23 protein-coding genes and 1 tRNA gene are annotated in these 25,552 nt (G+C 69.7%); 14 read left to right on the plus strand and 10 right to left on the minus strand.

Annotation, left to right across the window (positions count from 1 at the left end; all coding sequences use genetic code 11):
- Positions 1 to 50: 50 nt before the first annotated feature.
- Positions 51 to 1,235 (plus strand): hypothetical protein, encoded by a 1,185-nt coding sequence (locus J7495_RS16085; RefSeq protein ID WP_294057765.1) that lies wholly within the window; start codon positions 51 to 53, stop codon positions 1,233 to 1,235.
- On the opposite strand, the gene J7495_RS16090 is transcribed toward J7495_RS16085, so the two are convergent.
- A complete protein-coding gene (locus tag J7495_RS16090) occupies positions 1,232 to 1,660 on the minus strand; it encodes a VOC family protein (RefSeq protein ID WP_294057767.1) in 429 nt (142 codons plus the stop codon). The two genes, J7495_RS16085 and J7495_RS16090, sit on opposite strands and share 4 nt — an antisense overlap.
- A gap of 28 nt (positions 1,661 to 1,688) precedes the next feature.
- Positions 1,689 to 3,122 carry a S41 family peptidase gene (locus J7495_RS16095; RefSeq protein WP_294057768.1) on the minus strand — a complete coding sequence of 478 codons (1,434 nt, stop codon included), beginning with the start codon at positions 3,120 to 3,122 and terminating at the stop codon, positions 1,689 to 1,691.
- A 114-nt stretch (positions 3,123 to 3,236) separates the two neighbouring features.
- Between J7495_RS16095 and folK the strand changes: the two genes are divergently transcribed.
- The 4 genes from folK (at position 3,237) to J7495_RS16115 (ending at position 4,493) form a co-directional block, all read left to right on the plus strand.
- A complete protein-coding gene (gene folK / locus J7495_RS16100) occupies positions 3,237 to 3,740 on the plus strand; it encodes a 2-amino-4-hydroxy-6-hydroxymethyldihydropteridine diphosphokinase (RefSeq protein ID WP_294057824.1) in 504 nt (167 codons plus the stop codon).
- A gap of 40 nt (positions 3,741 to 3,780) precedes the next feature.
- Positions 3,781 to 3,856, plus strand: a tRNA-Lys gene (locus J7495_RS16105).
- A gap of 98 nt (positions 3,857 to 3,954) precedes the next feature.
- Entirely contained in the window at positions 3,955 to 4,203 is a 249-nt protein-coding gene (locus J7495_RS16110) for a type II toxin-antitoxin system ParD family antitoxin (protein ID WP_294057769.1), read from the plus strand.
- Positions 4,200 to 4,493: a type II toxin-antitoxin system RelE/ParE family toxin gene (locus J7495_RS16115; protein WP_294057770.1), complete on the plus strand. Its 294-nt coding sequence runs from the start codon at positions 4,200 to 4,202 to the stop codon at positions 4,491 to 4,493. The genes J7495_RS16110 and J7495_RS16115 overlap by 4 nt, the downstream gene beginning before the upstream one ends.
- On the opposite strand, the gene J7495_RS16120 is transcribed toward J7495_RS16115, so the two are convergent.
- Positions 4,494 to 6,149, minus strand: a complete 1,656-nt coding sequence (locus tag J7495_RS16120) for an FAD-dependent oxidoreductase (RefSeq protein WP_294057772.1) — start codon at positions 6,147 to 6,149, stop codon at positions 4,494 to 4,496.
- Between the two features lie 218 nt (positions 6,150 to 6,367).
- Between J7495_RS16120 and J7495_RS16125 the strand changes: the two genes are divergently transcribed.
- Both J7495_RS16125 and J7495_RS16130 read left to right on the plus strand, forming a co-directional pair.
- Positions 6,368 to 8,536 carry a TonB-dependent receptor gene (locus J7495_RS16125; RefSeq protein ID WP_294057774.1) on the plus strand — a complete coding sequence of 723 codons (2,169 nt, stop codon included), beginning with the start codon at positions 6,368 to 6,370 and terminating at the stop codon, positions 8,534 to 8,536.
- Positions 8,537 to 8,625: 89 nt separating this feature from the next.
- Positions 8,626 to 9,438: an ATP-binding protein gene (locus J7495_RS16130; RefSeq protein WP_294057775.1), complete on the plus strand. Its 813-nt coding sequence runs from the start codon at positions 8,626 to 8,628 to the stop codon at positions 9,436 to 9,438.
- Between the two features lie 29 nt (positions 9,439 to 9,467).
- Here the strand turns inward: J7495_RS16130 and J7495_RS16135 are convergent, their stop codons facing one another.
- Positions 9,468 to 11,249 (minus strand): ATP-binding cassette domain-containing protein, encoded by a 1,782-nt coding sequence (locus J7495_RS16135; RefSeq protein ID WP_294057776.1) that lies wholly within the window; start codon positions 11,247 to 11,249, stop codon positions 9,468 to 9,470.
- 354 nt (positions 11,250 to 11,603) lie between these two features.
- Between J7495_RS16135 and J7495_RS16140 the strand changes: the two genes are divergently transcribed.
- The 3 genes from J7495_RS16140 (at position 11,604) to J7495_RS16150 (ending at position 14,068) form a co-directional block, all read left to right on the plus strand.
- A complete protein-coding gene (locus tag J7495_RS16140; protein WP_294057778.1) occupies positions 11,604 to 11,873 on the plus strand; it encodes a PepSY domain-containing protein in 270 nt (89 codons plus the stop codon).
- Positions 11,874 to 11,927: 54 nt separating this feature from the next.
- Complete coding sequence (locus J7495_RS16145) at positions 11,928 to 12,599, plus strand: response regulator transcription factor (RefSeq protein WP_294057779.1); 672 nt, start codon at positions 11,928 to 11,930, stop codon at positions 12,597 to 12,599.
- Between the two features lie 158 nt (positions 12,600 to 12,757).
- The gene (locus tag J7495_RS16150) at positions 12,758 to 14,068 is read left to right on the plus strand and encodes a HAMP domain-containing sensor histidine kinase (RefSeq protein ID WP_294057826.1); all 1,311 of its coding nucleotides are present in this window, start codon (positions 12,758 to 12,760) and stop codon (positions 14,066 to 14,068) included.
- Between the two features lie 231 nt (positions 14,069 to 14,299).
- Here J7495_RS16150 and J7495_RS16155 read toward each other — a convergent pair whose 3' ends face one another.
- Positions 14,300 to 15,331, minus strand: coding sequence for an LLM class flavin-dependent oxidoreductase (locus J7495_RS16155; RefSeq protein WP_294057780.1), 1,032 nt, complete (start codon positions 15,329 to 15,331; stop codon positions 14,300 to 14,302).
- Between the two features lie 32 nt (positions 15,332 to 15,363).
- Positions 15,364 to 17,643, minus strand: coding sequence for a S8 family serine peptidase (locus tag J7495_RS16160; protein ID WP_294057781.1), 2,280 nt, complete (start codon positions 17,641 to 17,643; stop codon positions 15,364 to 15,366).
- A gap of 210 nt (positions 17,644 to 17,853) precedes the next feature.
- Here J7495_RS16160 and J7495_RS16165 point away from each other — a divergent pair, with 210 nt between their 5' ends.
- The 4 genes from J7495_RS16165 to J7495_RS16180 all read left to right on the plus strand — a co-directional run bounded on the left by J7495_RS16165 (position 17,854) and on the right by J7495_RS16180 (position 21,714).
- A complete protein-coding gene (locus J7495_RS16165) occupies positions 17,854 to 18,525 on the plus strand; it encodes a pyrimidine 5'-nucleotidase (protein ID WP_294057782.1) in 672 nt (223 codons plus the stop codon).
- Positions 18,522 to 19,343 (plus strand): 2,3,4,5-tetrahydropyridine-2,6-dicarboxylate N-succinyltransferase, encoded by an 822-nt coding sequence (gene dapD / locus J7495_RS16170; RefSeq protein WP_294057783.1) that lies wholly within the window; start codon positions 18,522 to 18,524, stop codon positions 19,341 to 19,343. The genes J7495_RS16165 and dapD overlap by 4 nt, the downstream gene beginning before the upstream one ends.
- Positions 19,344 to 19,679: 336 nt before the next feature.
- On the plus strand, positions 19,680 to 20,447 hold the full coding sequence (locus J7495_RS16175) for a tryptophan 2,3-dioxygenase (RefSeq protein ID WP_294057784.1): 768 nt from the start codon (positions 19,680 to 19,682) through the stop codon (positions 20,445 to 20,447).
- A gap of 115 nt (positions 20,448 to 20,562) precedes the next feature.
- The gene (locus J7495_RS16180) at positions 20,563 to 21,714 is read left to right on the plus strand and encodes a class V aminotransferase (protein ID WP_294057785.1); all 1,152 of its coding nucleotides are present in this window, start codon (positions 20,563 to 20,565) and stop codon (positions 21,712 to 21,714) included.
- Here J7495_RS16180 and J7495_RS16185 read toward each other — a convergent pair.
- The 4 genes from J7495_RS16185 to glpX form a co-directional block, all read right to left on the minus strand.
- Positions 21,708 to 22,139 carry a DUF1398 family protein gene (locus J7495_RS16185; protein WP_294057786.1) on the minus strand — a complete coding sequence of 144 codons (432 nt, stop codon included), beginning with the start codon at positions 22,137 to 22,139 and terminating at the stop codon, positions 21,708 to 21,710. The genes J7495_RS16180 and J7495_RS16185 overlap by 7 nt on opposite strands.
- Positions 22,136 to 22,597 (minus strand): MarR family transcriptional regulator, encoded by a 462-nt coding sequence (locus J7495_RS16190; RefSeq protein WP_294057787.1) that lies wholly within the window; start codon positions 22,595 to 22,597, stop codon positions 22,136 to 22,138. The genes J7495_RS16185 and J7495_RS16190 overlap by 4 nt, the downstream gene beginning before the upstream one ends.
- An 88-nt stretch (positions 22,598 to 22,685) precedes the next feature.
- Positions 22,686 to 24,524 carry a CocE/NonD family hydrolase gene (locus J7495_RS16195; protein ID WP_294057788.1) on the minus strand — a complete coding sequence of 613 codons (1,839 nt, stop codon included), beginning with the start codon at positions 24,522 to 24,524 and terminating at the stop codon, positions 22,686 to 22,688.
- Between the two features lie 31 nt (positions 24,525 to 24,555).
- Positions 24,556 to 25,521, minus strand: a complete 966-nt coding sequence (glpX, locus tag J7495_RS16200; RefSeq protein ID WP_294057790.1) for a class II fructose-bisphosphatase — start codon at positions 25,519 to 25,521, stop codon at positions 24,556 to 24,558.
- Positions 25,522 to 25,552: the final 31 nt, after the last annotated feature.

Raw genomic sequence — 25,552 nt, forward strand, 5'->3', positions numbered from 1 at the left:
GCGTCGGGAGCGCGATTGCAATGTGCCGCGGGGCGAGTGAAAGTCCTGCCATGCCGCTCGAGCTTCCCGTGGCCGATTCCCCCCGCGAACGGTTCCGCGCCGCGCTGCTCGCCGATCCGCACGCCACGCGCGACCTGTTCGCTTTGCGCGAACCCGAGGAATTCGCCGCCGCGGCGAGCAGCTGGGCGGTAAGCCGAGGCATCGCGATCGACGCGGCCGAGCTCGCCGACCTGCCCGCACCCGCGCTCGCCGGCCATCCGCTCGGCGAGGTGCCGCTCCAGCCGGGCTGGCCGCCCGCGGGCTGGCTGCCGGTCCATTTCGCGATCGAAGCGATGGCGGTCGACTGGGCCTATTTCGGCGAGGACCTGCTCCGCCGCCCCTTCTACGCCGATGCGATCATCAAGGTGCGCGGCCACCAGCTCAACCGGCTCTTCCCCTATCGCACCGCGCTCGACGTGTTCCTCGCCGGCGCGCCCGCCGATCCGCCCGCGCCCGACGGCCTCATCTTCCACATGTCGCGCTGCGGCTCGACGCTGACTGCGCAGATGCTCGCCGCCTGCCCCGAAAACCGCGTCCTCTCCGAGCCCGCGCCGCTCGACACGATCGTCCAGCTGCCGCTGCTGATCGGCTGGCCCGATGGCGCCACCCAGGTCCGCCTCGTCCAGGCGATGGTTGCGGCGCTCGCCCAGGGCCGCGATCCGGCGGGCCGGCTCTTCCTCAAGCTCGATTCGTGGCACACGCTCGCGCTGCCGTTGTTCCGCGCCGCCTTTCCCGAAACGCCGTGGATCTATCTCTACCGCGAACCGGTCGAGGTGCTCGTCTCGCAGATGCGGATGCGCGGCGCGCAGACCGCGCCCGGGGTGCTCCCGCCGCAGCTGTTCGGCATCGGGCCCGAAGGCGAGACGCTCCCCGACGCCGACTATATCGCCCGCGTCCTCGCGCGCACCAGCGAGGCCGTGCTCCAGGGTTGGGGGCTCGGCGGCGGGATGCTCGTCGCCTATCCCGAGCTGCCGGATGCGATGGCCACGCGCATCCTGCCGCACTTCGGCGTCACCCCGGATGGCGGCATGATCGCCCGGATGCGGACAGCCGCCTCGCGCGATGCCAAGGCGCCGAACGCGACCTTCCAGGCCGACGCCGAAGCCAAGCGCCGCGAAGCCGGCGAAGCGGTGCTCGCCGCAGCGACCTGGCTCGATCCCGTCCACGCCCGGCTGGAGGCGATGCGGGCAGGCTAGATCCACCCCGGCGCGTGGACGACCTCGAGCTTCATCCCGTCGGGGTCCTCGAAGAACACCGCATAATAGTCGCCGGAATAGTCGGGATAATGCGCCGGCGGGTCGAGGACGGGCACCTTGTGCTCGACGAGCAGCGCATGGAGGCGGTCGACGTCGGCGCGGCTCTCCGCGCGCCAGGCGAGGTGGTGGAGGCCGGGGGCGTAGCGGCGGTGGCGATGTCCCACCTGCGCCGGATCGCACGGACGGAGGCCTATCGAGGCGCCGCGCCCCTCCTGTCCACGCAGGTCCCATTCGTAGCGGCCGTCGGTGGTGACCAGCGTGTAGCCGAGGAATTCGAGCACCAGCCCGTAGACGCGGCGCGACGCCTCGAGGTCGGTGACGTTGAGGTCGACGTGATGGACCGCGCCGCGGATGATCTCGGCCATGGCCGCGTTCCCTTCAGACCGTCCAGGCTCAGAACATCCCCGGCGCTTCGCGCTGCGCGGTCGTCGGCCGCGCCGGCATCAGCGGCTCGGGCCGGCTCGTCGTGCGCAGCGCCAGCGTGCTGGCATCGCCCGAAGCGATCGCCGAGCAGGTCCGCCCGCCGAGGAAGTCGAGCGCGACCTTGACCGAGGCCTCGTTGGGGTCGCCGAGCTGATAGTGATAATCGTCGCCCGCCGAGCAGGTCTTCTCCATCTTGGTCGCGAGCCCGTCGTAATAGTCGCCGACATGGTCGCGGTTCTCGACGCGGAAGGCGATGAGGCGCAGGCGGTCGTCGCACGCGCTCTTGTCGATCGCGATCTGGCCGACCGGCTTGCCATAGGTGTTGGTGCCCACCAGCGCGGCATTGGCGTGGAGGTAGGGCACGAAGCCGTTGATCACGAGCTCGCTCGCCGAAGCGGTGCCGCTCGTGCCGATGAAGGCGATCCGCGTCGGCGCGATCGATTGCGACTGCGGCGCGAAATAGCCGACGGTGTTGCTCGACGACTTTTCGGCGCGGAAGGTGGTGTAGTCGAACACGTCCGAGGCGGATCGGTTCGCGCCCATCAGGTCGCCGAACAGCTCGGCGATCGAGATGAGCCCGCCGCCATTGTAGCGCAGGTCGACGATCACGTCGGTGATGCCCTGCGCCTTGAAGGTGGCGAAGGCGCTGCGCAACGCCGGATCGGCGGTGGTGATGAAGGTGCGCAGGTTGACATAGCCCACCTTATGTCCGCCGTCGTCGATCACCTTGGCGCCGTAGCGCGAGGAGACGGGATCGAGGCTGTAGTCGGCCTTGGTGACGGTGACTTCGCGCACGCCGGCGCTGTCCGAGATGCGCAGCCGCCGCGCGGTGCCTGCGGTGCTGGGGCCGAGCGCGGCCACCACCGCGTCCGATCCGCCCGAGGCCATCAGCGAGGTGACCGTCTGCATGTCCGCCGCGCTGGTGCCGATCGCGAGGATCTCGGCGCCGCGGTCGATCCCGGCGGTCAGGGCGGGTGCGCCCTCGAAGCTCTCCATCACGAAGACGCGGCGCGCGGCGGTGTCGTAGCTCAGCCGGATGCCGAAGCCGGCGCTCGAACCCGAGGAATAATAGGCGTTCTCCTCGGCGATCGAGGTGATGTAGGTGAAATAGCGGTCCTTGTGCTGCGCGCGCGCGGTGGCGGTGAGCGCGTCGATATAGTCCTGCACCGTCGTGTAGGGCGAGGGATCGAGGCTGGCGGGCAGCGTCTCGGGGAAGAGATACCATTCCTTGAGCTGGGCGAAGGCCCAGTTCTGACGGTCGCGCAGCGTACAGCCCGCGGTGGTGGGCGTCGGCGTGGGGGTGCCACCGCCCGCGCTGCTGCCGCCGCCGGTCGAAATCGACCCCGCGCCGCCGCCGCATGCCGAAAGCATCGCCGCAAAGGCGAGCACCGATCCCGAACGCATCAGACGCACCCAATCTCTCCCAATCTCAATCGCTTGGCGACGAACATGCGCCGCCCGGCGCGCCCCTGCAAGAGGGTCAGCTGCGAAACGATGAAGATTGCGCCGGGCTTGGCGATGCCGGGCGCGCGGGCTAGGCGCTCGGGCGTGCCTCGCCCGAGCTATCTCATCGCGCTGGGATCGAACCTGCGCTCGCGCCACGGCTCGCCCGAGCGGACGATCGCGGCGGCGATCGCGGCGCTGGCCGGCGTGGTCGCGGTGTCGCCGATCCTGCGCACGCCGCCGCTGGGACCGTCGAACCGCCGCTTCGCCAATGCCGCGGCGCTGGTCGAGAGCGACGAGGCGCCGCCCGCGCTGCTCCGCCGGCTGAAGGCGATCGAGCGCGACTTCGGCCGGCGGCGTGGGGTGCGCTGGGGCGCGAGGGTGCTCGACCTCGACATCATCCTCTGGTCCGGGGGGCCGTGGCACGGCGAGGGCCTGGTCGTCCCGCACCCGGCGTTTCGCGAGCGCGGCTTCGTGCTCGAGCCGCTGCTGGCGGTGGCGCCCGAGTGGCGCGACCCGCTGACCGGGCTGAGCATCCGCCAGCTCGCCGCGCGGCTGCGGCGCGCCCGACGGCGTTGACCCGCGGCCTCCCCGCGCCTAGGGGGCCGGGCACTGGTGCGGGCTCGTAGCTCAGTCGGTAGAGCAACGGACTTTTAATCTGTAGGTCCCGGGTTCGAATCCCGGCGAGCCCACCAGTTTCCGGGACCGGCATTCGCTTCCGCGGCCTGCCTCGCGCTTGAGACGTGTAATACTATTTGGTACAAGCCGGCCCCACCAGACGGGAACGACGGCGATGGCGCGCAACACCTCAGTGACGATCGGCGATCACTTTACCGGCTTCATCAGCGAGCAGGTGCAGACGGGGCGCTACGGTTCGGCCAGCGATGTCGTGCGGGCAGGACTTCGGCTCCTCGAAGCGCACGAGGCGAGGGTGAAGGCGCTGCAGGACGCGCTGGTCGCCGGGGAGCAGTCCGGCGAGCCGCAGGCCTTCGACTTCGAGGCGTTCAAGGCCCGCAAGCGCGCCGAGCATGAGGGCGGATGAAGGCGCTCGCCTTCACGCCTGCCGCGGCGGCCGACATCGAGGCCATCTGGGATTACAGCGCGGCGACCTGGGGACCGGACCAGGCCGACCGCTACACCGATGCAATCCGCGACGCCTGCGAGGCGGCGGCAGCGGGGCGACGGCGGGGACGGCTCGCCGACGTGCGGCCCGGCTATCTGAAGCTCTCGACCGGCTCGCACATGATCTACTTCCGCGACCACGGCAGCCTGCTGGAGATCGTGCGCGTCCTGCACCTCAGGCAGGATGCGGAGCGCCACCTCGGCGGCTGATCACTGGCCCGCCAGATGCTGGTGGATCGACGCCACCACCTGCGCCCCGTCGCCCGCCGCCGCGGCGACGCGCTTGACCGATTCGGAGCGGACGTCGCCGATCGCGAAGATGCCGCGGACATTGGTCTCGAGCGGCAGGCGGCCGTGCGACGCTTCGCCGCCGGTGCGGATGAAGCCGCGCTGGTCGAGCGCGATGCCGGTGCCGTCGAGCCAGTCGCTGTTGGGCTCGGCGCCGATGAACAGGAACAGGTGGCGCGCCGGCACCGCCTTCTCGCCGTCGCTGCAGCGGCACACCACGGCGGTGAGCGAGCCTTCGCTCCCCTCGACACCCACCGGCGCCGCGCCTTCGATCAGCTCGATGTTGGGCTGCGACTTGATCCGGTCGATGAGGTAGCGCGACATGGTGTCGGCCAGCGGCCGGCGGACGACCATCGTCACCTTGGCGACTTTCCCTGCCAGGAAAACCGCCGCCTGCCCCGCCGAATTGCCGCCGCCGACGAGCATGACATGCTGGCCCGAGCACAGCCGCCCCTCGACCGGCGAGGCCCAGAAATGGACGTGCGAGCCTTCATAGGCCTCGATCCCGGGCACTTCGAGCCGGCGGTAGCGCGCGCCCGTGGCGATCACGATCGCGCGGGCGGCGGCGCGCTCGCCATTGGCCAGCACCACGACGTGGCGATGCGGCTCGCCCTCGTGGAGGTCGAGGCTGCCGGCCTCGTCGGGGATCGCCATCTCGACCCCGAACTTCTGCGCCTGGGTGAAGGCGCGCGCGGTCAGCGCCAGTCCCGAGATGCCGGTGGGAAAGCCGAGGAAATTCTCGATCCGCGCCGAGGCGCCCGCCTGGCCGCCGAAGGCGCGGCAATCGAGCGTGAGCACGCTCAGCCCCTCCGACCCCGCGTACACCGAGGCGGCGAGCCCGGCGGGGCCGGCACCGACGATGATCGCGTCATAGACCCTGTCCGGGTCGATCGCCGAGACCATCCCGAGGCAGCGCGCCAGCGCATTCTCGGGCGGACGGCGGAGCAGCTCGCCATTGGGGCAGAGCACGATCGGCAGGTCCTCGAGCTCGACGTGGAAGCGGTCGATCAGCGTCTGCGCGCAGCCGTCCGAGCCGGGGTCGAGGCGGACGTGGGGATGGCCGTTGCGCGCGAGGAAATTCTCGAGCTGGACGACATAGGCGTCGTCGGCCCGGCCGACGATCACCGGGCCCCCGCCGCCGACCTCGATCAGCCCGACGCGGCGCAGGATCAGCGCGCGCATGATCCGCTCGCCGAGATCCGCCTCGGCGATCAGCAGCGCGCGGAGGCGATCGGGCGAGACGACGAGCGCGTCGACGTCGCTCGCCGCCTCGGCGTCGACCAGCGACGGCCGATCGGAGAGCTGGGCGAGCTCGCCGAGGAAGGCGCCGGGGCCGTGCGTTACGATCAGCTCGGGCGCGCGGCCGGCATTGTGCTGGGTCACGTTCACCGCGCCGTCCAGGATCACGCTGATCCCCAGCCCCTTCTGCCCGGTGCGGAACAGCATCTTGCCCTTGGCGTAGCGCTGGGGCTCGGCGAAGCGGCGGACGCGGTCGATCTCCCCCGCGGTGAGCACGGGGAACATCTGCGCGCGGCGCGTGTCGATGACCGACGGGGCGGTGGCAGTGGCGACGTTCATGACTCTCCTGGGGATTCGAAACCTCGCCCCAGCATAGCGGCTCGCCGCGCGGCGCGAAGCCATACGGTAGTTTGATTCTTTCCGTCCCCGTGGCGCTCCACTTCGTCCCAGCTACGGCCAGCCGATGCGTCGCCGGGATCAAACGGACTTGATACTTTATATCATCCCCGGTACCGCAGCGCAGCATAGTCGCCAAAACCGAATCACAAGGATCCTCGATGCTCCGCAGCCTGTTGCTTGCCAGCGCCGCCGCCGTTCTCGCCACGCCCGCGCATGCCGACGACACGCCGCCCAATCCGCCTGCCGCGGCGACCGCGCCGGCCGATTCCGCGAGCGACGACAATGGCCAGCAGGCCAACCAGGGCAATGAGATCATCGTCACCGCGCCGATCGAGCACAGCGAGCAGGACGTGCTTGCCGGCACCTCGGTGGTGAGCGGCGAGGAGCTGACCCGCGACCTCAAGCCGACGATAGGCGAGACGCTGGAGCACCAGCCGGGCGTGTCCGCCACCTCGTTCGGCCCCAATGCCTCGCGCCCGATCCTGCGCGGCTTCCAGGGCGATCGCATCCGCGTGCTCTCCGACGGGATCGGCTCGATCGACGTGTCGAACACCTCGGCCGACCATGCGGTGATCATCGATCCGCTGCTCGCCGAGCGGATCGAAGTGCTGCGCGGCCCCTCGGCGCTGCTGTTCGGCTCGTCGGCAGTGGGCGGCGTGGTCAATGTGATCGACCGGCGCATTCCGCGCTCGGTGCCCGAGAAGGGCTATCGGCTCGACGGGATCGCGACCTATGGCTCGGCAGCGAACGAGCGTTCGGTGGCGGGCGCGGGCGACGCCGCGGTGGGCAGCCACTTCGTCGTCCATGCCGATGCGTCCTACACCAAGTCCGACGACCTCCATGTCGGCGGCTATGTGCTGACGCCGAGCGCACGCGCCGCGGCGCTCGCGGCCGCCGCCGGCCCGACCTTGCCCGACGATCCCGACTTCGCCGCCGCCGCCGCGCTCAAGGACAAGTTGCCCAACAGCGGCGGCGAGACCTGGACCGCGGGCGTCGGCGCCGCGCTGATCACCGACGGCGGCAACATCGGCGTCTCCTACAGCCATTACGACAGCCTCTACGGCGTGCCGATCCGCTATGCGACCGAGAGCGGGCAGGAGCAGGAAGCGCCGCGGCTCGACGTGGTCCAGAACCGCTATGATCTCCGCGCGGAGGTCGACACCGGCGACGGCATCCTCAAGCAGATTCGCCTGCGCGCAGCGGCGGCCGACTATCGCCACTATGAGCTCGAGGAAGACGGCGCGATCGGCACCGCCTTCTACAACAACGGCCTCGAAGGCCGCGTCGAGCTGGTCCAGGCCAAGCGCGGCGGCTGGTCGGGCGCGAGCGGGGTGCAGTTCTTCGACCGCAACTTCAACGTCGTCGGCGACGAGGCCTTCCTGCCGCGCAACGAGACGGTGCAGACCGGCTTCTTCACGCTCCAGCAGTTCGACTTCGGCGGACTCAAGGCCGAGGGCGGGCTGCGCTACGAGACCACGTCGCTCGACGCGAAGACGCTCGACGGCGACCTGCGCTTCTTCGGCGGCAAGCGCGACTTCCAGACGCTGTCGGGCTCGCTCGGCGCTTCCTACGGCATCGCCGACGGCTGGCGGATCGGCGTGAACCTGTCGCGCACCGCGCGCGCGCCTTCGGCCGAGGAGCTGTTCGCCAACGGGCCGCACGCGGGCACCGAATCCTACGTGCTCGGCAACCCCGACTTCCGCGTCGAGAAGAGCTGGGGCGTCGAAGCGACGCTCCACGGCCACAGCGACGTCTTCAACCTCGACGGCTCGGTCTATTACAACTGGTTCTCGAACTTCATCTACGACGCCCAGGTTTCGCAATCGGTGTGCGAGGCCGCGGCGGCGCCGAGCGGGCGTGACGTCGACCTGCCCTGCTTCCAGAACCTCCAGGCCGATGCGCGCTATTACGGCGCCGAGCTCGACCTCTCGGCCAAGGTCGCCGAGATCGGCGGCACGACGATCAACGTCGACGGCCTCGGCGATTATGTCCATGCCGAGATCAGCGGCGTCGGCCCGGCGCCGCGCATCCCGCCGCTGCGCGTGCTCGGCGGGATCGAGGCGCAGAGCGACAAGGTCAACGGCCGGCTGGAAGTCGAGCACGTCTTCGACCAGCACCGCCTCGCCGCCTTCGAGACGCCGACCGACGGCTATACGATGGTCAACGCCTCGGTCGCGCTGACGCCGTTCAACGGCAACCGCACGAGCTTCACGCTGAGCGCGAACAACCTCTTCGACGTCGATGCGCGGCGGCACTCGAGCTATCTGAAGGACTTCGCTCCGCTGGCGGGCCGCGACATCCGGCTGACGGTGCGGCTGGCGATCTGAGGCACTGCCATGCGGCGGATCGGGATCGACCGCCTTTGCGGCGAAGACGGTCTCCCCTTGCGCGCGCGCATTGCCTATAGCCGCGCGCGATGACCGAAGACGCTCTCGCCCGCATCGCCGCCGCGCTCGAACGCCTCGCGCCGCCGCCGCCCGCCGCGGCCGATCCGCACACGCACCCCGCCTATGTCTGGCGTGACGGCGCGCTGGCCGCGGCGCGCGCGTTCAAGCCGCTGCCGCTCGCGATGCTCCACGGCGTCGACACGCAGCGCGACGCGCTCGTCGGCAACCTCGATCGCCTCGCCGCCGGCCATGCCGCGCAGGACGTCCTGCTCTGGGGCGCGCGCGGCACCGGCAAGTCGGCGCTGGTCAAGGCGAGCGTCGCCGAGATCCAGGCGCGCGGCGGCAACATCGCGCTGGTCGAGGCGGTCACCACCCACCTCGACACGCTGCCCGAGCTGTTCGCCACGATCGCCAGAGCGCCGCGCGCCTACGCGATCTTCCTCGACGACCTCGGCTTCGACGCCGCTGCCGACGGCCGCGCGCTGCGCTCGCTGCTCGAGGGCGGCGCCGAGGCGCGGCCGGCCAACGCGCGGCTGATCGTCACGTCGAACCGCCGCCATTTGATCCCGCGCGACATCGCCGAACAGTCGAGCGCCATCAACCCTCGCGACTCGATCGACGACAGCCTCGCGCTCGCCGACCGTTTCGGGCTCAGCCTCGGCTTCCACGCGATCGACCAGGACACCTATGTCGCGATCGTCGGCCATTATGCCGAGGCGCACGGCCTCGCCTTCGACCCAGCCGAGGCGATCAACTGGGCAACGCGCCGCGGCAGCCGCTCGGGCCGTGTGGCATGGCAATATGTCGTCGACCTCGCGGGGCGAAACGGGAAGGCCCTCTAAAACCCTCTCCCCTCGGGGGAGAGGGTTAGTTATCCTAACCCCTCGACCATCTCCGCCAGCTCGAGCCAGCGCTCCTCCGCCGCGTCCTTCTCGGCGCGCGCCCTGGCGATCGCCTTGCCGAGCGTGTCGAACTTGCCCGGATCGCGGCTGTACAGCGCCGGGTCGGCCATCGCCGCTTCGTCGCGCGCGATCGCCGCGTCGAGCTCCTCGATCCGCTTGGGGAGCAGGTCGTAGTCGCGCTGGTCCTTGTAGCTGAGCTTGGCCGACCTGGGCCTGGCGACCTCCACCGCGGGCGCCGCCTTCGCCGCCGGCTTCCTCGCCTCCGCGCGCGGCCGCCGCTTGGCTTCCCAATCGGCATAGCCGCCGACCACGACGTCGACCGTCCCCGATCCGTCGAGCCCCAAGGTCACCGTCACCGTGCGATCGAGAAAGTCGCGATCGTGGCTCACGATCAGCACCGTGCCTTCATAGTCGGCGATCACTTCCTGGAGCAGGTCGAGCGTCTCGAGGTCGAGGTCGTTGGTCGGCTCGTCGAGCACCAGCAGGTTGCTCCGCCGCGCGAACTCGCGCGCGAGCAGCAGCCGCGAGCGCTCGCCGCCCGAGAGGCTGGCGATCTTGGCATCGGCCAGCCCGGGCTCGAACAGGAACTCCTTGAGATAGCCCTGGATGTGCTTCTGCGTGCCCAGCACGTCGATCCATTCACCCCCATCGGCGAGCACGTCGCGCACGGTCTTGGCCGGGTCCATGAGACTGCGCTGCTGGTCGATGATCACGCCGTCGAGCGTCTTGGCCAGCTTCACTTCGCCTTCGTCGGGCTGGAGCTCGCCGGTGAGCAGCTTGAGCAGCGTCGACTTGCCCGCACCGTTCGGGCCGACGATCCCGATCCGGTCGCCGCGCGTGACACGCAGCGTCAGGTCCTTGATGATCGTGCGGTCGCCATAGCGCTTGGTGACGTGTTTCGCGTCGATGACGGTCTTGGTCCGCACGTCGTCGGTGCCCGTCGCGAGCGCCGCGGCGCCCTGCGGCCCCTGCATCGCCGCGCGCTCGGCGCGCATCTCCTTGAGCTTGGCCAGCCGCCCCTGGTTGCGCCGCCGCCGCCCCGTCACCCCGCGCTGGAGCCAATGCTCCTCGATCTTGAGCTTGGCATCCAGCCGCGCGGCGTTGCGCGCTTCCTCGGCATAGACCTGGTCGGTCCACGCCTCGAACCCGCCGAAGCCGATCTCGGCGCGGCGGATCGTCCCGCGGTCGAGCCAGAAGGTCGACTTGGTGAGGCGCGTCAGGAAGGTGCGGTCGTGGCTGATCACCACGAAGGCGCCGGTGAAGCGGCCGAGCCAGCTCTCGAGCCAGTCGATCGCAGCGATGTCGAGGTGGTTGGTCGGCTCGTCGAGCAGCAGCACGTCGGGGTTCTGCGCCAGCGCCCTGGCAATTGCCGCGCGGCGACGCTCGCCGCCGCTCGCGGTCGAGGCCGAGCGCGAGAGGTCGATCCCCAGCTGCCCTGCGATCGATTCGGCCTCGTGCCGCGGCGGCGCATCGTCGCCGGCGAGGACATAGTCCATCAGCGTCGCGTGGCTGCGCAGGTCCGGCTCCTGCTCGAGCAGCACGACGCGCGTGCCGGGCACGATCGTCCGCCGCCCCTCGTCCGAATCGATCTGCCCGGCGATCAGCTTGAGCAAGGTGGTCTTGCCCGCGCCGTTGCGCCCGATCAGCGCGAGCCGGTCGCGCTCGCCGATATAGAGGTCGAGCCCGCGGAACAGCCAGCCCGAGCCCTGGATGAGCCCGAGGCCCTCGTACGATAAAATGGGTGCAGCCATGTCGGGCGGCTAGATGGCGGTGCGAGGCGCGGCAGGCAAGCGGTTCGATACAGGCTTTCCGCCTTCCCCCAAACCGTCACCCCGGCCTTGCGCCGGGGCCCACTCATCCTCGCCGGCCGAACGCCGATCTCTACTCCAGCCCTCGCCTCCGGGTGGGCCCCGGCACAAGGCCGGGGTGACGGTGGAGTGGAACATCGACAGGACTGAAGTCACGGCAGGTGTGCCCCCCAGGTTACACTGAGCTAACAGCCGCGTTCAGGGGCTATTCAATGCCCGGCCCCTATGCGAGACGCCATGGCAATGCTGGCGAACCTTGGATTGAGCCTCGCGCTGGCCGCAGCGGCGTCTCCCGCCGTGGCGAGCCCCGTGGCCGCGCCCGGTCCGCACGGCCGCTTCCAGGAGATGCAGTTCGTCCGCGCCTCGGTCCAGCGCAACCAGGACAATCTGTCGGCGCGCGAGATCGTCGAGCGCGTCAAGCCGCTGATGGGCGATGCGACCTACCTCGGCTTTCTCTATGATCCGGCCACGAACATTTACACGCTCAAATTCCTGCGCAATGGATCGGTGATCTGGGTGGATGTTGACGCCCGCACCGGCAGGGTCCTCCGGCGTTCGGGGAACTAGGGCGGGCAACGAAGTGAGACCGCGCTCACCCGCGCGCGAGAGGGAAAACAGCCAATGCGTCTCTTGATCGTCGAAGACGAACCCAACCTCGGCAACCAGCTCCGCAATGCGCTCGAAGGCGCGGGCTATGCCGTCGACCTCGCCCGCGACGGCGAGGAAGGCCATTATCTCGGTGCCAACGAGCAATATGACGCGGTCATCCTCGACCTCGGCCTGCCCGAGATCGACGGGCTGACCGTGCTCGACCGCTGGCGCAAGGAAGGCCGGGTGATGCCGGTGCTGGTGCTGACGGCGCGCGACAGCTGGTCGGACAAGGTCGCCGGGCTCGATGCCGGCGCCGACGATTATGTCGCCAAGCCGTTCCAGACCGAGGAGCTGATCGCTCGCCTGCGCGCGCTGATCCGCCGCGCCTCGGGCAATGCCTCGGCCGAGCTGATCGCCGGCGACATCCGCCTCGACACGCGCTCGGGCAAGGTCACCAAGGACGGCGAGCCGGTGAAGCTCACCGCGCAGGAATACAAGCTGCTCAGCTACCTGCTCCACCACAAGGGCAAGGTGGTCAGCCGCACCGAGCTGATCGAGCATATCTACGACCAGGACTTCGACCGCGATTCGAACACGATCGAAGTCTTCGTCACGCGCATCCGCAAGAAGCTCGGGCCCGACGTCATCACCACCATCCGGGGCCTCGGCTACAGCCTCGAGGAGCCCGCCGGGGTCGCCTGATGCGGCCGCTGGGAACCTCCTTCGGCAGGCTCGCGCGCAAGCTCCGCCGGTTCCCCGAGCCGGGCGCCGGCGAGTCCCCGGCCGAGTCGGCCCCGCCCGATCCCGCCGACCCGCCGGCACGCGCCTATGTGCGCGTCACCGGCTCCGTCAGCCGGCGCATGCTCGTCATCGCCACGGCGTGGATCATGCTGCTGCTGCTGGTCGGCGGCTTCACGCTCGACCGCGTCGTCACCAACGCGCTCACCCGCGGGTTCGACGACCAGCTCGAATATCTCATGAAGAAGATGCTGCTCTACGCCAATGTCGGGCCCGACGGCGAGGTGATGCTCGAGAACGCCTTCGCCGACCAGCGCTTCCTCGAGCCCTATTCGGGCGCCTATTGGCAGGTCACCGGCAAGGGCTATCCGCCCTTCACCTCGCAGTCGCTGTGGCTCGACCTCAAGCTCAAGGCCGACCACCGCCACAGCGACATGAAGCCGCATTTCTACGATTCGGACGAGTTCAAGGACGACCATCTCCGCGTGATCGAGCAGGACGTGCGGCTGCCGCGCTCGCCGGTGCTGTGGCGCTTCCAGATCGCCCAGTCGCGCGCCGAACTCGACCAGCAGATCGCCGAGTTCCGCCAGACGCTGATCTGGAGCTTCGTCGCCCTGGGCGTCGGCCTCGTCGCCATGGCCGCGCTCCAGGCCTGGTATGGCCTCAGGCCCTTGCGCAAGGTGCGGAGCGAGATCGCGCGGCTGCGCGCGGGCAAGGCCAAGCATATCGAAGGCGCGATGCCCGCCGACGTCGCGCCGATGGTCGAGGAGCTCAACGCGCTCATCACCCACAACGACCGCCAGGCCGAGGAAGCGCGCCGCCACGCCGGCAACCTCGCGCATGCGATCAAGACGCCGCTCAGCGTGATCATGAACGCCGCCGCCGCCGGGCAGGACGACCTGCCCGATACCGTCATCCGCGAGGCACGGACGATGCGCCGCCAGATGGACCACCACCTCGCGCGCGCGCGCGCGGTCGGCCGCCGCGGCACCGCGCACAGCCGCGCGCCGGTCTGGCCCTCGATCGAAGCGGTCGAGCGCGCGGTCGCCCGGCTCTACCCCGCCGTCCGCATCGACATCGACGGCGACAAGGAAGCGATGGCGCACATCGAGAAGCAGGACCTCGACGAGATCGTCGGCAACCTCGTCGAGAACGCGGCCAAATATGGCGGCGGCAGCGTGTTCGTGACGGTCAAGCGCCAGGCCGGCTTCGTCGAGATCATGGTCGAGGACGACGGCCGCGGCATCCCCGAGGCGGACCGCAACCGCATCTTCGACCGCGGTGTCCGGCTCGACACCGGCAAGCCCGGCACCGGCCTCGGCCTCGCGATCGTCCGCGACGTGGCCGAGATCTACGACGGCACCGTCGGGCTCGAGGAGAGCGAGGACCTTGGCGGGCTGATGGTGCGGCTCAGGCTGCCGGCGGCGAATTGATCTTCTCTGGCTCTCCCGCGCTTTCGCGGGAGGGACCGAGGAGGCTGCGACCGCACGCCGTTACAAATATCTCACTCCCTGCAACACGCCGAAATCCCCGCGCCACACTGCGCGGCGACAGGGAGGCGCTCGCCGAAGATTCGGGTCGCACCGCTTCCTACGACGGGCAACCTCCTCCCACCATCGCGACGACGCGCAGCGGCAGCGATTCTGCTTCGACCGGGCGGGCGCTCAACGCGCTGGCATGAGGTCGACGGCGCCGTCCGGGGGGACGGCGCCGATAGCCTTCATCACGTCCGCGGTGATCGCAAGGCTGCGCTTGCGTGCCTCGTGATCGTACATCGCGCTGGCGATCATCAGCTCGTCGACCTGGGTCCGCTCGACGAAGGCGGCGATCTCGCGCGCCACCTTCTCGCGTCCGCCGATCGCCGAGGCCGAGAGCACTTGCCCGAGGATCGCCTGGCCCTGCGCGCCCAGGCTCTCGCGGAAGCCCGCGACCGGCGGCGGCAGCTGGATCGACTGGCCGGTGCGGATCGCCACGAACGCCTGCTGCTGCGAACTCGCGAGCAGCTCGGCCTCCGCGTCGCTCTCGGCGGCGAAGACGTTGAACCCCGCCATGGCATAGGGCGCGTCGAGCACCTCGGAGGGCCGGAAGTTGCGGCGATAGACGTCGAGCGCTTCGTCGAGCAGCCCCGGCGCGAAATGCGAGGCGAAGGCGTAGGGCAACCCCAGCGCCGCGGCGAGCTGCGCGCCGAACAGGCTCGAGCCGAGGATCCACAGCTGCGGCCGCGCGCCTGCGCCGGGGATCGCGCGGATGCCGGTCTGGCCGTCGTCGGCGAAATAGCTCTGCAACTCGAGCACGTCCTGCGGGAAGGCGTGCTCATTGCCGTCGAGCGTCCGCCGGATCGCGCGGGCAACGCGCTGGTCCGATCCCGGCGCGCGGCCGAGGCCGAGGTCGATCCGTCCGGGGAACAGCGCGTCGAGCGTGCCGAACTGCTCGGCGATCACCAGGGGCGCGTGGTTGGGCAGCATGATCCCGCCCGCGCCGATCCGGATCGTGCGCGTCGCCTGGCCGAGGTGCGCGATCACCACCGAGGTCGCGGCGCTCGCGATCCCCGCCATGCCGTGGTGCTCGGCCACCCACACGCGCGTGAACCCCAGCGCCTCGGCATGCGCGGCGAGATCGGCGGCGTTGGCGAGCGCCTGGCCGGCGCTCCCGCCCTGGACGATGGGAACGAGGTCGAGCAGCGAATAGCGGGTCATGCACGCCAGATGGGGTGCGCCTAGCCGTTCCGCTAGAAGTCGAAGCTCAGCCGCACTGCCCCGCCGGTGTCGTTCGGCAGCGTCGCGTAATTGCCCGGGTCGGTACGCAGGAAGAGGTTGCCGCTCAGCTCGCCGCGCCACAGCGGCATGGCGTAGCGCATCTCATAGTCGAACTCGCGGCCCTCGGGCGTCAGGTTGAAGCGCGTGTCGCTCCACCGGGTGACGCTCGTGGTCCAATAGTCCCAGTCCTGCGGCAGCCGGAGGTCGAGCCCGCCGCTGACCACGCGAAGGGGTTGCGCGACGCGCAGCCCGAAGCTGTCGCCGCGGCGGAACAGCCCGTTCTTGCCGAGGTCCGCGGCGAAGCCGTTGGTGCGGATCAGCCCCGATCCCTGCACGCCCGCGCGCAGCTCGGCGATCGTCCAGCCCTGGCGCATCGACGCACCGAGCGACCAGCCGCCCCCGAAATCCTGCCGCGCGCCGAGGTCGACGAACCAGCTCGTCCCCCTGGCGGCGCCCAGCGCCGGCGCGAAGCGCGCGCCGAGCAGCGAATTGGCCTCGTCGAGCCGCGTCACCGACACACCGGTGCGCAGCCCCCCGAACCGCCGGTCGAGCCCCAGCGTCGCGCGGCTGTAGCCGAAGCGCTCGGGCCGCCAGCGCAGCGCGTCGAATTGCGTGTCGCGCCGGGTGAGCACATCGCCGCGCTCCATCGCCAGCGTCACGCCCCAGGGGCCGAATTGCTGGCGCACCGCCGCCGAGCCGCCGACATCGGCGTCGAAGCCCGAGTTGTTCGAAGGATCGCGCGCGACCAGGAACGCCGGATCGTCGCGCCCCGCGAGCCGCGCGGTCAGCGCGGTGCCGCTCTCCGAGGCGCCGATCGCGAATTGCGCGCGGCTGCCCAGCCGGCCGGTGATCGACGCGGCGAGCGCACGCGCCCGCTCGGCGTCGCCGCCGCTGATCGCGAGCCGCTCGATCGAGACCGAGCCGCGGGCCGGCACCAGCGTCACCGCCACGGTCACGCCCTTCACGCCCATGTCGAAGCTGCGCTGGCGCGAGGCCATCAGCTGCGGCAATCGCGTCTGCGGGGTCTCGTGGCGCACCGACGGCGCGAGGTCGACGGTGAAGGCGCGCGAGAAGCCATCGAGCATCACCGTGCCGAGCGGGCCCTGGCTCGCGTCGCCCATCGGCGCCGACAGCGCGGCGTTGACGTCGGTCGAGGCGGCGCGCGAGCCCGCGAGGCTCATCGTCCCCACCGGATCGAAGGCGCGGGTCAGGTCGAGCACCCCGCGGCCGTAGACCGAGTCCACGCCGCTCGCGCCGGCGTCGCGCGCAGTCATGTAGAGCAGGTTGACGATCTGCTGCCCCGTCATCGTCGGGAAGGCCTGGGCGAGCAGCGCGATCGCGCCGGCGATCTGCGGCGCCGAGAAGCTGGTGCCCGACCAGAGGAAGGCCGTGTTGGTCTGGTCGGGCGCGCGCACGCTCTCGCCGACCGCGGCGAGATAGACGTTCTGGCCCGTCCCCGCACGGTTGCTGAAGCTCGAGATCACGTCGCCGCCCGGCGTGCGCGTCGCATTGGCGCCGACCGATCCGGCGATGATCACCAGCCCGTGCGACACCGACGAATCGGTCGCGATCGCGGCGAGCGGATCGGGGTTGGCGTCGCCGTCGTTGCCCGCGGCGATCACGATGATGATCCCCGCCGAGGTCGCCTGGCTGATCGCGGTGCGCAGCGTCGAATTGGCCGCCGAGCCGCCGAGCGAGAGGTTGATCACCTTGACGCCCGCGACCCGCGCCGCGTCGATGCCCTGCGCGATCGCATTGTCGTTGAACTTGCACCCCGAATCGGGATCGCTCGCGGTCTCGGTCGCGCAGCTGCCCGGCGTGTCGGCCCGCATTGCGACGATCGTCGCATCGAAGGCGATGCCGTGCGTCCCCGCGTCGTTGCGCCGCCCGGCGATGGTGAAGGCGACCGCGGTGCCGTGCCCGCCCTCGTCGTCCAGCGTGCTGTTGCCCGCCACGTCGCGCGAGGCCGAGTCGATCCGGCACGCGCCGGTGCCGCCGACGCTCAGCGCGCAAGTGCCAAACTCGCCGCTCTGCAGGTCGATTCCCGAGTCGATCACGCCGACCTTCACCCCGCTGCCCGTGTCGCCCCGGTTGTACGCGACGAGCGCATTGGCCGAGACCGCACCCACCGTCGCGCGATATTCGGCGGTATCGTAGTTCACCGTCGGGGTCGGGGTGGGCGTCGGCGTAGGGGTGGGAGTCGGCGTCGGCGTGGGGGTCGGCGTGGCCGGCGGTGCGGGGGTGGTGTTCACCCCTCCGCCGCCACCGCAGGCCGAGAGGAGCAACAGGCTTCCGAATGCTGCCGACCGCTTCAGCTGCGCCACAAACCCCGTTCGCATGGGACACCTACCCTGACTGATCACGCGACGATCCCTAGACCCAGTCTGCTGAGCGATGGTTAACGATCCCCACCGCGCAATTCCTTGCCCGGGCGAGCCCGCGCCGATACAGCCCGCCCCGCCATGCTCGCGCCGCTGTCCCATGTCCGCAACTGGATCTTCGATCTCGACAATACGCTCTATCCGGCGAGCGCCAACCTCTTTGCGCGCGTCGACGTGCGGATGCGCCGCTACATCTCGGACCTGCTCGGCGTCGACGAGCCCGAGGCCGAGCGCATCCAGAAGGCCTATTTCTTCGATCACGGCACCACGCTGGCCGGGCTGATGGCGCACCACGGCGTCGATCCGCACCATTATCTCGATTTCGTCCACGACATCGGCATGGAAGTGCTGGAGCGCAACGAGCCGCTCGCCGCCGCGATTGCGCGGCTGCCGGGGCGCAAGCTGATCTTCACCAATGCCGACACCCCCTATGCCGAGCGCGTCCTCGCGCTGATCGGGCTGGCCGACAGCTTCGAGGCGATCCACGACGTCCATGCGACCGACTATCGCCCCAAGCCCGATCCGATCGCCTACCAGGGGCTCTGCGACGCTTATGGGCTCGATGCCGCGCAATCGCTGTTCGTCGAGGACCTCGCGCGCAACTTGCAACCCGCCAAGGCGATCGGCATGACCACCGTCTGGGTCGACAATGGCTCCGAACAGGCGCCGGGCGAGCGAGACCTCAGCTATATCGACTTCGTCACCGCCGACATCACCGGCTGGCTCCACGACATCATGAAGGAAGACGCGTGACCGACCTCCCCGCCACGATCGACGCCGCCTGGGAAGACCGCGCAAGCCTGAACCCCAGCACCGAAGGCGCGGTGCGCGAGGCGGTGGCCGAGGCGCTCGACCTGCTCGACAGCGGCGAAGCCCGGGTCGCCGAACCTGACGGCGAGGGCGGCTGGCGCGTCAACCAGTGGCTCAAGAAGGCGGTGCTCCTCTCGTTCCGGCTCAACGACAACCAGGTGATGCCCGGCCCCGGCGACGCCAACTGGTTCGACAAGGTGCCGTCGAAGTTCGCGCATTGGGGCGACAATGCCTTCCGCGCCGCGGGCTTCCGCGCGGTGCCTGGCGCGATCGTCCGCCACGGCGCGTTCATCGGGCGCAACGCGGTGCTGATGCCGAGCTTCGTCAACATCGGCGCGCATGTCGGCGAAGGCACGATGGTCGACACCTGGGCGACGGTCGGCAGCTGCGCGCAGATCGGCAAGGGGGTGCACCTCTCGGGCGGCGCCGGCATCGGCGGCGTGCTCGAGCCGCTCCAGGCCGATCCGGTGATCATCGGCGACGGCGCCTTCATCGGCGCGCGTGCCGAAGTCGCCGAGGGCGTGCGCGTCGGCGAAGGCGCGGTGCTCTCGATGGGCGTGTACCTCGGCGCCTCGACCAAGATCGTCGACCGCGCGACCGGCGAAGTCCATCGCGGCGTCGTCCCGCCCTATTCGGTGGTCGTCCCCGGCTCGCTGGGCGGCGGGGACGGCAAGCCGGCGCTCTATTGTGCGGTGATCGTCAAGACCGTCGACGCCCAGACCCGCGCCAAGACCGGGATCAACGAGTTGCTGCGGGATTAAGGCCGTGCGGCGGTGCGGCAGGGTCGTGCTGGCTTCACGACACCGGCGCCACGCTCGCCTCGTCACCCCGGCCTTGTGCCACCCAGTCACATCGGTTGTACTCTCGACTCCATTCCAGCCGTTGCCGTCCTGTGGGCCCGGGCACAAGGCCGGGGTGATGGTTTGGGAAAGGCCGTGGGCCTGATTTTCCGCTGTCCTACCGAGCGCCAATCTGGTTACGGATGAAACCATGATCGGCCTGCTCCCCTCGATTCCGACCCCCCGTGGCGCCTCCTCGTCCCCGGGTTTTTTCCGCATGATTGGTGTCAACCGTGTCAACCTGGCGGAGGCGCCGCGATGAGCGACGCGCCGATGACCTATGGCCGCTACCTGGCGCTCGACCAGATCCTCGCGGCCCAGCACCCGCTCTCGGACACGCACGACGAGCTGCTGTTCATCATCATCCACCAGACCAAGGAGCTCTGGCTCAAGCAGGTGATCGAGGAGCTCAAGCTCGCCAGGTCGCTCGTTCGAGGCGACGCGGCCGTGGAGGCGTACAAGAGCCTCGCTCGGGTGAGCCGCATCCAGGCGGTGATGACGCTCTCCTGGGAAGTCCTCACCACGATGACGCCCGCCGACTATACCAGCTTCCGCCACGTCCTCGGGCCGAGCTCGGGCTTCCAGTCGGACCAGTTCCGTGCGGTCGAGACCTTGCTCGGCGTGCGCGGCGGCGGGGTGCCCGGCGAGCTCACGCGGCAATTCGCCGCCGAACCGAGCCTGTGGGACGAAGCCAATGCCGCGCTCGCCCGCGCCGGCTTCGACTTGCCGCCCGAAGTCCTCGAGCGCGACTGGGCGCAGCCCTACCGGCCGCACCCCGCGGTCGAGGCCGCCTGGCTCGAGGTCTATCGTGACCCGCACAGATATTGGGAACTCTACCAGCTCGCCGAGAAGCTGGTCGACATCGACGATGCGCTCGCCACCTGGCGGCACAAGCATGTCCTCACCGTCAGCCGAGTGATCGGCGGCAAGCCGGGAACCGGCGGCACCCCGGGCGTCCCCTATCTCGAATCGACGCTCGCGAAGCGCGCCTTCCCCGAGCTCTGGTCGCTCCGGACCGCGCTGTGATGGTGCGGCACCGGCCCGCTCCCCCACCCGGCCTCCCAGCGGCAGCCTATTCTATGGGAGGCCGGGTGGGGGAGCGGGCCGGTGCCGCCGCCTCCGCGAAGGCGGAGGCCAACAAATGACCAGCTACAAGCACCTCTTCCAGCGCGCGATCGCCGCGGCGCCCGAGCGGCTCCACTTCGCCGCGCATAGCCACCACCTCTGGCCCGATGCCTCCTATGTCGGCCAGCTCGCCTATTGGGAGGACTCCGCCCGCCTCGCCGACCGCAAATGGGAGCGCGTGCTCGGCGAGATCTTCCCCGCCGGCCAGGCGCATGTCGCCAACGAGCTCAGGCTGCCCGACCCTTCGACCGTGGTGTTCGCGGCGAACACGCACGACTTCATCGTCCGCCTGCTCTCGGCCTGTCCGCGCCGGCCGGTGCGCGTGCTGTCGAGCGGCGGCGAATTCCACAGCTTCCGCCGCCAGGCCGCGCGCTGGATCGAGGGCGGCACGATCACGCTCGACAAGGTCGCGGTCGAGCCCGGTTTCTCCGACCGGCTCGTCGAGCAGGCGCGGACCGGGGATTATGACCTGATCTTCGTCAGCCAGATGATGTACGGCAGCGGCGCGGCGTTCACGCGGCTCGCCGACCTCGCGGCGCTCGCTTCGCCCGAGGGACCATGGGTGGTGGTCGACGGCTATCACGGCTTCATGGCGGTCGAGACCGATCTCTCCGCGGTGGCCGACAAGGTCTTCTACCTGACCGGCGGCTATAAATACGCGATGTCGGGCGAAGGCGTGGGGCTGATGCACGCGCCCGCGGGCTATGCGCTGCGCCCCGAAGTCACCGGCTGGTTCGCCGAGTTCGACGACCTGTCGCTGCCGCCCGGCACCTGCGGCTATCTCCCCGACGCGCGCCGCTTCATGGGCGCGACCTTCGACGCGACCGGGCTCTACCGCTTCGTCGCGGTGCGCGACATGCTCGGCGGCGAGGGGTTGAACACGGCAAGGATCAGCGCACATGTCGCAGGGCTGCGCGACCAGCTGCTCGCCGGGCTCGGCGCGACCCCGCTCGCCGAGGCGGCGCTGCTCAACCCGCCCGGCGACGGGCCCCGGGCGCGTTTCCTCGCCTTCGAGCATGGCCAGGCGCAGGCCTGGAAGAAATGGCTCGAGGCGCGCGACGTGATCACCGACGTCCGCGGCGACGTGCTCCGCATCGGCATCGGCCTGTACCACGACCCGCGCGATATCGACGCGCTGCTGGGGGAATTGGCCGGCTTGCCCTATTGATCCGGGAACCGCTCGACATGGATTTCCGCGTCGCGGCCGATATAGAGCGCGCGGCGGCCGGAGAAGGACACGATGTAGGCGGCGCAACCGGCCGAGGCAGCCGTTTCGCAAAAGCCTCGATAGCTGTAGCCGGGAACCAGCTGCTGCGCGTCCCGGATCGCGGCCTGGAGGCGCGCGGCGTCGAAGGCCGGCGCGACCGGCGTCGAGACGGCCCGCGCGGGCAGCTCGAGACTGTCGCCGTCGGGCAGATGATAGGTCGCGGTCGCGCGCCGGAAGTCGACCGCATAGCCTTCGAATCCGGCGTCGATCAGCGTTCCCACGATCTGCGGAAAGGTCATGCTGTTCCGGTCGGCGCCCTCGAGGCAGGCCCGGGCGATCATCCTCTGCCGCTCGTTCATCGATACTCCTTGCGCGATGTCGCTCATTCGATCGGAATCGCGGTCATGCCGCCGCGCGCGGCCAGTCGCTTCAGCAGCTGCTCGAGCGTCGCGCGCTCGGCCGGGGCGAGGCATTCGAAGAATGCCGCGTCATTGCCGTCGGCGAGCGCGGCCAGGTCGGGGACCAGCGCGATGCCGGAGCCGGTCAGTGCGAGCGTCTGGGCGCGGCCGTCGGTTGCGCTGGCCTCGCGCGCGACCAGCGATTTCGCGATCAGCCGGTCGGCGAGCTTGGTGATGGCGCCTCGCGTCATCCCCATCGCGTCGGCGACTCGACTGGGGGCCATCGGCGGCTGGTCGTAGAGCGTTCGCATCAGGCACCATTCGGCGACCGTCACATCCTTGTCGGCCAGCCGGGCGGCAAAGCCGTGCGAGACATGATTGGACACCATGCGCAGCCAGAAGCCGAGATGGGCGCTCAAATCTGCGGCGGGCGGAAGGGACGGCATGGCACTCGCTTCGGTTTCCCAGGAAACTACATCAATATGGTTTCCTTGTCAACAGAATGACGTGCCTCGCCGATGGAAGCGCGTCCGACTATTTCACCACCGGCAGCGTCACCAGGCTGCCGTCGCACACCTTCTGCGTCGCCTTGCGGTAATCCTCGGGCCTGGCCTTGTAGATGTTGGGGATGAAGGTCTGCGGGTTGCGATCGATCACCGGGAACCAGCTCGACTGGACCTGGACCATGATCCGGTGGCCCTTCTTGAAGACATGGTCGTGGTCGCGCAGCGGCACGTCCCAGGCGACCACCTTGTCGGGGACCAGCGGCGTCGCCTTCTCGAACGAGGCGAGGTAACGGCCGCGGCGGATCTCCATCGCGACCGGCAGCTCGTAACCGTTCAGCGACCTGGCATAGGCGCCGACCGGCGCCTGCGGCGGCGTCTCCACGTCCTCGGGATAGACGTCGATCAGCTTGACGACGAAGTCGCTGTCGGTGCCGCTGGTCGAGGCCATCAGCGTCGCGGTGATGGCACCGGTGACGGTCAGGTCGGCATCGAGCGGTTGGCTCGTCCAGCTCAGCACGTCGGGCCGGTCGTCCACGAAGCGTTGGTCTTCGGCTTCCCACCATTGCCAATCGGGCGTGGCATAGGTCGCCGACATCGGGTGCGGGCGGAACGGCACCGGGCGCGCGGGATCGGAGACATAGTCGCGGCACCCCTCCGAGCCTGCGGGCCGGCCGAAGCTCAGGCTGCCGTCGGCGCGCAGCCACAGCTTGGTCGCGACGGCATCGGCGAGCGGCCATTGGGCATAGGTCTTCCATGTCCACGAGCCCGACTGGAAGCTCTTGAGCGCATAGTCGGGCTTGGTGCCCTTGCCGTGCAGCCAATAGGCGAAGAAGGGCGCCTCGACCTGTTCCTGGAACTGGGTGCCGCTTTCGACGCCATAATCGATCCGGCCGAGGTTGCTCGCCGGGCGCCGCCAATAGCCGTGGCTCCACGGGCCCGCGACCATCAGCGCCAGGTGCTCGGGATCATCCTGCTTCTGCTTGTAGAAGATCTGCCAGCTGCCCCAGGGGTCCTCCTGGTCCCAGTAACCGGCGACGTTGAGTGTCGGCACGTTGGTACGCTTCAGGCTGTCGCTCCAGCGCTGCTTCTTCCAGTGATCGTCATAGTCGGGATGCTCGATCATCTCGGCGTAGCGCGGCACCCGGCCCTGGAGATACTTGGCCTCGATGTCCGCGGGCGAGCCCGCCTCGAGGAAGAACTGGTAGGTGTCGTGACGCGGATAGGGGAAGTCCCAGTCCTCCTTGTTCACCTGGAGGCTCGACACCCAGTCGGTCGCGTAGGTGAGCCGCATCGCACCCCACCGATGCAGGTCGTCGTTCATCCAATAGTCGATCCACGCCGCCTGCGGGCTCACGGCCTTGAGCGCCGGATGCGGTCGCGCCAGCGCGATCGCGGCGGCGAGGCCCGGGTACGAGACGCCCCACATGCCGACCTTGCCGTTGTTGCCGGGCAGGTGCTTCACCAGCCAGTCGATCGAATCATAGGCGTCGGTCGATTCGTCGGTCGCGCCCTTGCCCGTCCGGATCTCGGTCGAGAGCGTGAACGGCCCGCCTTCGGACTGGTAGCGCCCGCGCATATCCTGGGTAACGAAGATATAGCCGTCCTTCGCCAGCGCCGCCCAGTTGCGCGGCATGCTCGCCGGCGCCTGGTTCTGCGCGCCATAGGGAGTGCGGCTGAACAGGATCGGCAGCGGGCCCTTGGCGTCGCGCGGGATCAGGATGACGGTGTGGAGCTTCACCCCGTCGCGCATCGGGATCATCGCTTCCCGGAGCATGAAGGGCGACTGCGCCTGCGTCTCACGCGCCGGCGCGGGCGCCGCGGCCAGGGGGAGCACCGCCAGCGCGGCCAGGACCAACCAACGACGCATGCGCACCTCCCTCAACTGATCGCGACCCTCTTCAGAGCCGATGCTCGCCCTTCACCCAGCGCACCGTGCCCGAGCTCGCGCGCATCACCACGCTCTCGGTGGTCATCTTGGTCGCGAAGCGCTTCACCCCTTCGAGCAGCGAGCCGTCGGTCACCCCGGTCGCGGCGAAGATGCAGTCGCCCTTGGCCAGCTCGGTGAGGTCGTAGATCTTGTCGAGATCCTCGATGCCCCACTTCCGCGCGCGCGCCCGCTCGTCGTCGTTGCGGAAGAGGAGCTTGCCCTTGAACTGGCCGCCGACGCAGCGCAGCGCCGCGCAGGCGAGCACGCCCTCGGGCGCGCCGCCCGAACCCATGTAGACGTCGATCGTGGTGTCGGGGTTGGTCGTCGCGATCACGCCGGCCACGTCGCCGTCGCCGATCAGCATCACGCCGCAGCCGATCGCGCGCAGCTCGGCGATCAGCGCTTCGTGGCGCGGGCGATCGAGCACGCAGGCGATGATCTCGTTGGGCTCGACGCCCTTGGCCTTGGCGATCGCGCAGATGTTCTCGGTCGGCGTCTTCGCCAGGTCGATCACGCCCTCGGGATAGCCCGGGCCGACCGCGATCTTGTCCATATAGACGTCGGGCGCGTTGAGCAGGCAGCCCTTCTCCGCCACCGCGAGCACCGCCAGCGCATTGGGGCCGGCCTTGGCGCAGATCGTCGTGCCTTCGAGCGGATCGAGCGCGATGTCGATCGCCGGGCCCTTGCCCTGCGCCGCGCCGACCTTCTCGCCGATGTAGAGCATCGGCGCCTCGTCGCGCTCGCCTTCGCCGATCACTACCGTACCGTCGAGATAGAGCTTGTTGAGCGCCTCGCGCATCGCTTCCACCGCGGCCTGGTCGGCCGCCTTCTCGTCGCCGCGGCCGACCAGCGTCGAGGCGGCGATCGCGGCGGCTTCGGTCACGCGGACCATTTCGAGCACGAGGACGCGATCGAGGACGTGGCTGGCGCTCTGCATGGATTCGGGACCCCCCGCGGATTCTGGCTGA

Origin of the sequence: Sphingomonas sp. (assembly GCF_017745215.1) — a bacterium.
Taxonomy (GTDB): Bacteria; Pseudomonadota; Alphaproteobacteria; order Sphingomonadales; family Sphingomonadaceae; genus Sphingomonas.

What these genes read in the sequence shown, in the direction of transcription:
- J7495_RS16085 (WP_294057765.1), top strand. Translation starts at nt 51, where the DNA reads ATGCCGCTCGAGCTTCCCGTGGCCGATTCCCCCCGCGAACGGTTCCGC.
- J7495_RS16090 (WP_294057767.1), bottom strand. Translation starts at nt 1,660, where the DNA reads ATGGCCGAGATCATCCGCGGCGCGGTCCATCACGTCGACCTCAACGTC.
- J7495_RS16095 (WP_294057768.1), bottom strand. Translation starts at nt 3,122, where the DNA reads ATGCGTTCGGGATCGGTGCTCGCCTTTGCGGCGATGCTTTCGGCATGC.
- folK (WP_294057824.1), top strand. Translation starts at nt 3,237, where the DNA reads ATGCCGGGCGCGCGGGCTAGGCGCTCGGGCGTGCCTCGCCCGAGCTAT.
- J7495_RS16110 (WP_294057769.1), top strand. Translation starts at nt 3,955, where the DNA reads ATGGCGCGCAACACCTCAGTGACGATCGGCGATCACTTTACCGGCTTC.
- J7495_RS16115 (WP_294057770.1), top strand. Translation starts at nt 4,200, where the DNA reads ATGAAGGCGCTCGCCTTCACGCCTGCCGCGGCGGCCGACATCGAGGCC.
- J7495_RS16120 (WP_294057772.1), bottom strand. Translation starts at nt 6,149, where the DNA reads ATGAACGTCGCCACTGCCACCGCCCCGTCGGTCATCGACACGCGCCGC.
- J7495_RS16125 (WP_294057774.1), top strand. Translation starts at nt 6,368, where the DNA reads ATGCTCCGCAGCCTGTTGCTTGCCAGCGCCGCCGCCGTTCTCGCCACG.
- J7495_RS16130 (WP_294057775.1), top strand. Translation starts at nt 8,626, where the DNA reads ATGACCGAAGACGCTCTCGCCCGCATCGCCGCCGCGCTCGAACGCCTC.
- J7495_RS16135 (WP_294057776.1), bottom strand. Translation starts at nt 11,249, where the DNA reads ATGGCTGCACCCATTTTATCGTACGAGGGCCTCGGGCTCATCCAGGGC.
- J7495_RS16145 (WP_294057779.1), top strand. Translation starts at nt 11,928, where the DNA reads ATGCGTCTCTTGATCGTCGAAGACGAACCCAACCTCGGCAACCAGCTC.
- J7495_RS16150 (WP_294057826.1), top strand. Translation starts at nt 12,758, where the DNA reads ATGCTCGTCATCGCCACGGCGTGGATCATGCTGCTGCTGCTGGTCGGC.
- J7495_RS16155 (WP_294057780.1), bottom strand. Translation starts at nt 15,331, where the DNA reads ATGACCCGCTATTCGCTGCTCGACCTCGTTCCCATCGTCCAGGGCGGG.
- J7495_RS16165 (WP_294057782.1), top strand. Translation starts at nt 17,854, where the DNA reads ATGCTCGCGCCGCTGTCCCATGTCCGCAACTGGATCTTCGATCTCGAC.
- J7495_RS16175 (WP_294057784.1), top strand. Translation starts at nt 19,680, where the DNA reads ATGAGCGACGCGCCGATGACCTATGGCCGCTACCTGGCGCTCGACCAG.
- J7495_RS16180 (WP_294057785.1), top strand. Translation starts at nt 20,563, where the DNA reads ATGACCAGCTACAAGCACCTCTTCCAGCGCGCGATCGCCGCGGCGCCC.
- J7495_RS16185 (WP_294057786.1), bottom strand. Translation starts at nt 22,139, where the DNA reads ATGAGCGACATCGCGCAAGGAGTATCGATGAACGAGCGGCAGAGGATG.
- J7495_RS16190 (WP_294057787.1), bottom strand. Translation starts at nt 22,597, where the DNA reads ATGCCGTCCCTTCCGCCCGCCGCAGATTTGAGCGCCCATCTCGGCTTC.
- J7495_RS16195 (WP_294057788.1), bottom strand. Translation starts at nt 24,524, where the DNA reads ATGCGTCGTTGGTTGGTCCTGGCCGCGCTGGCGGTGCTCCCCCTGGCC.
- glpX (WP_294057790.1), bottom strand. Translation starts at nt 25,521, where the DNA reads ATGCAGAGCGCCAGCCACGTCCTCGATCGCGTCCTCGTGCTCGAAATG.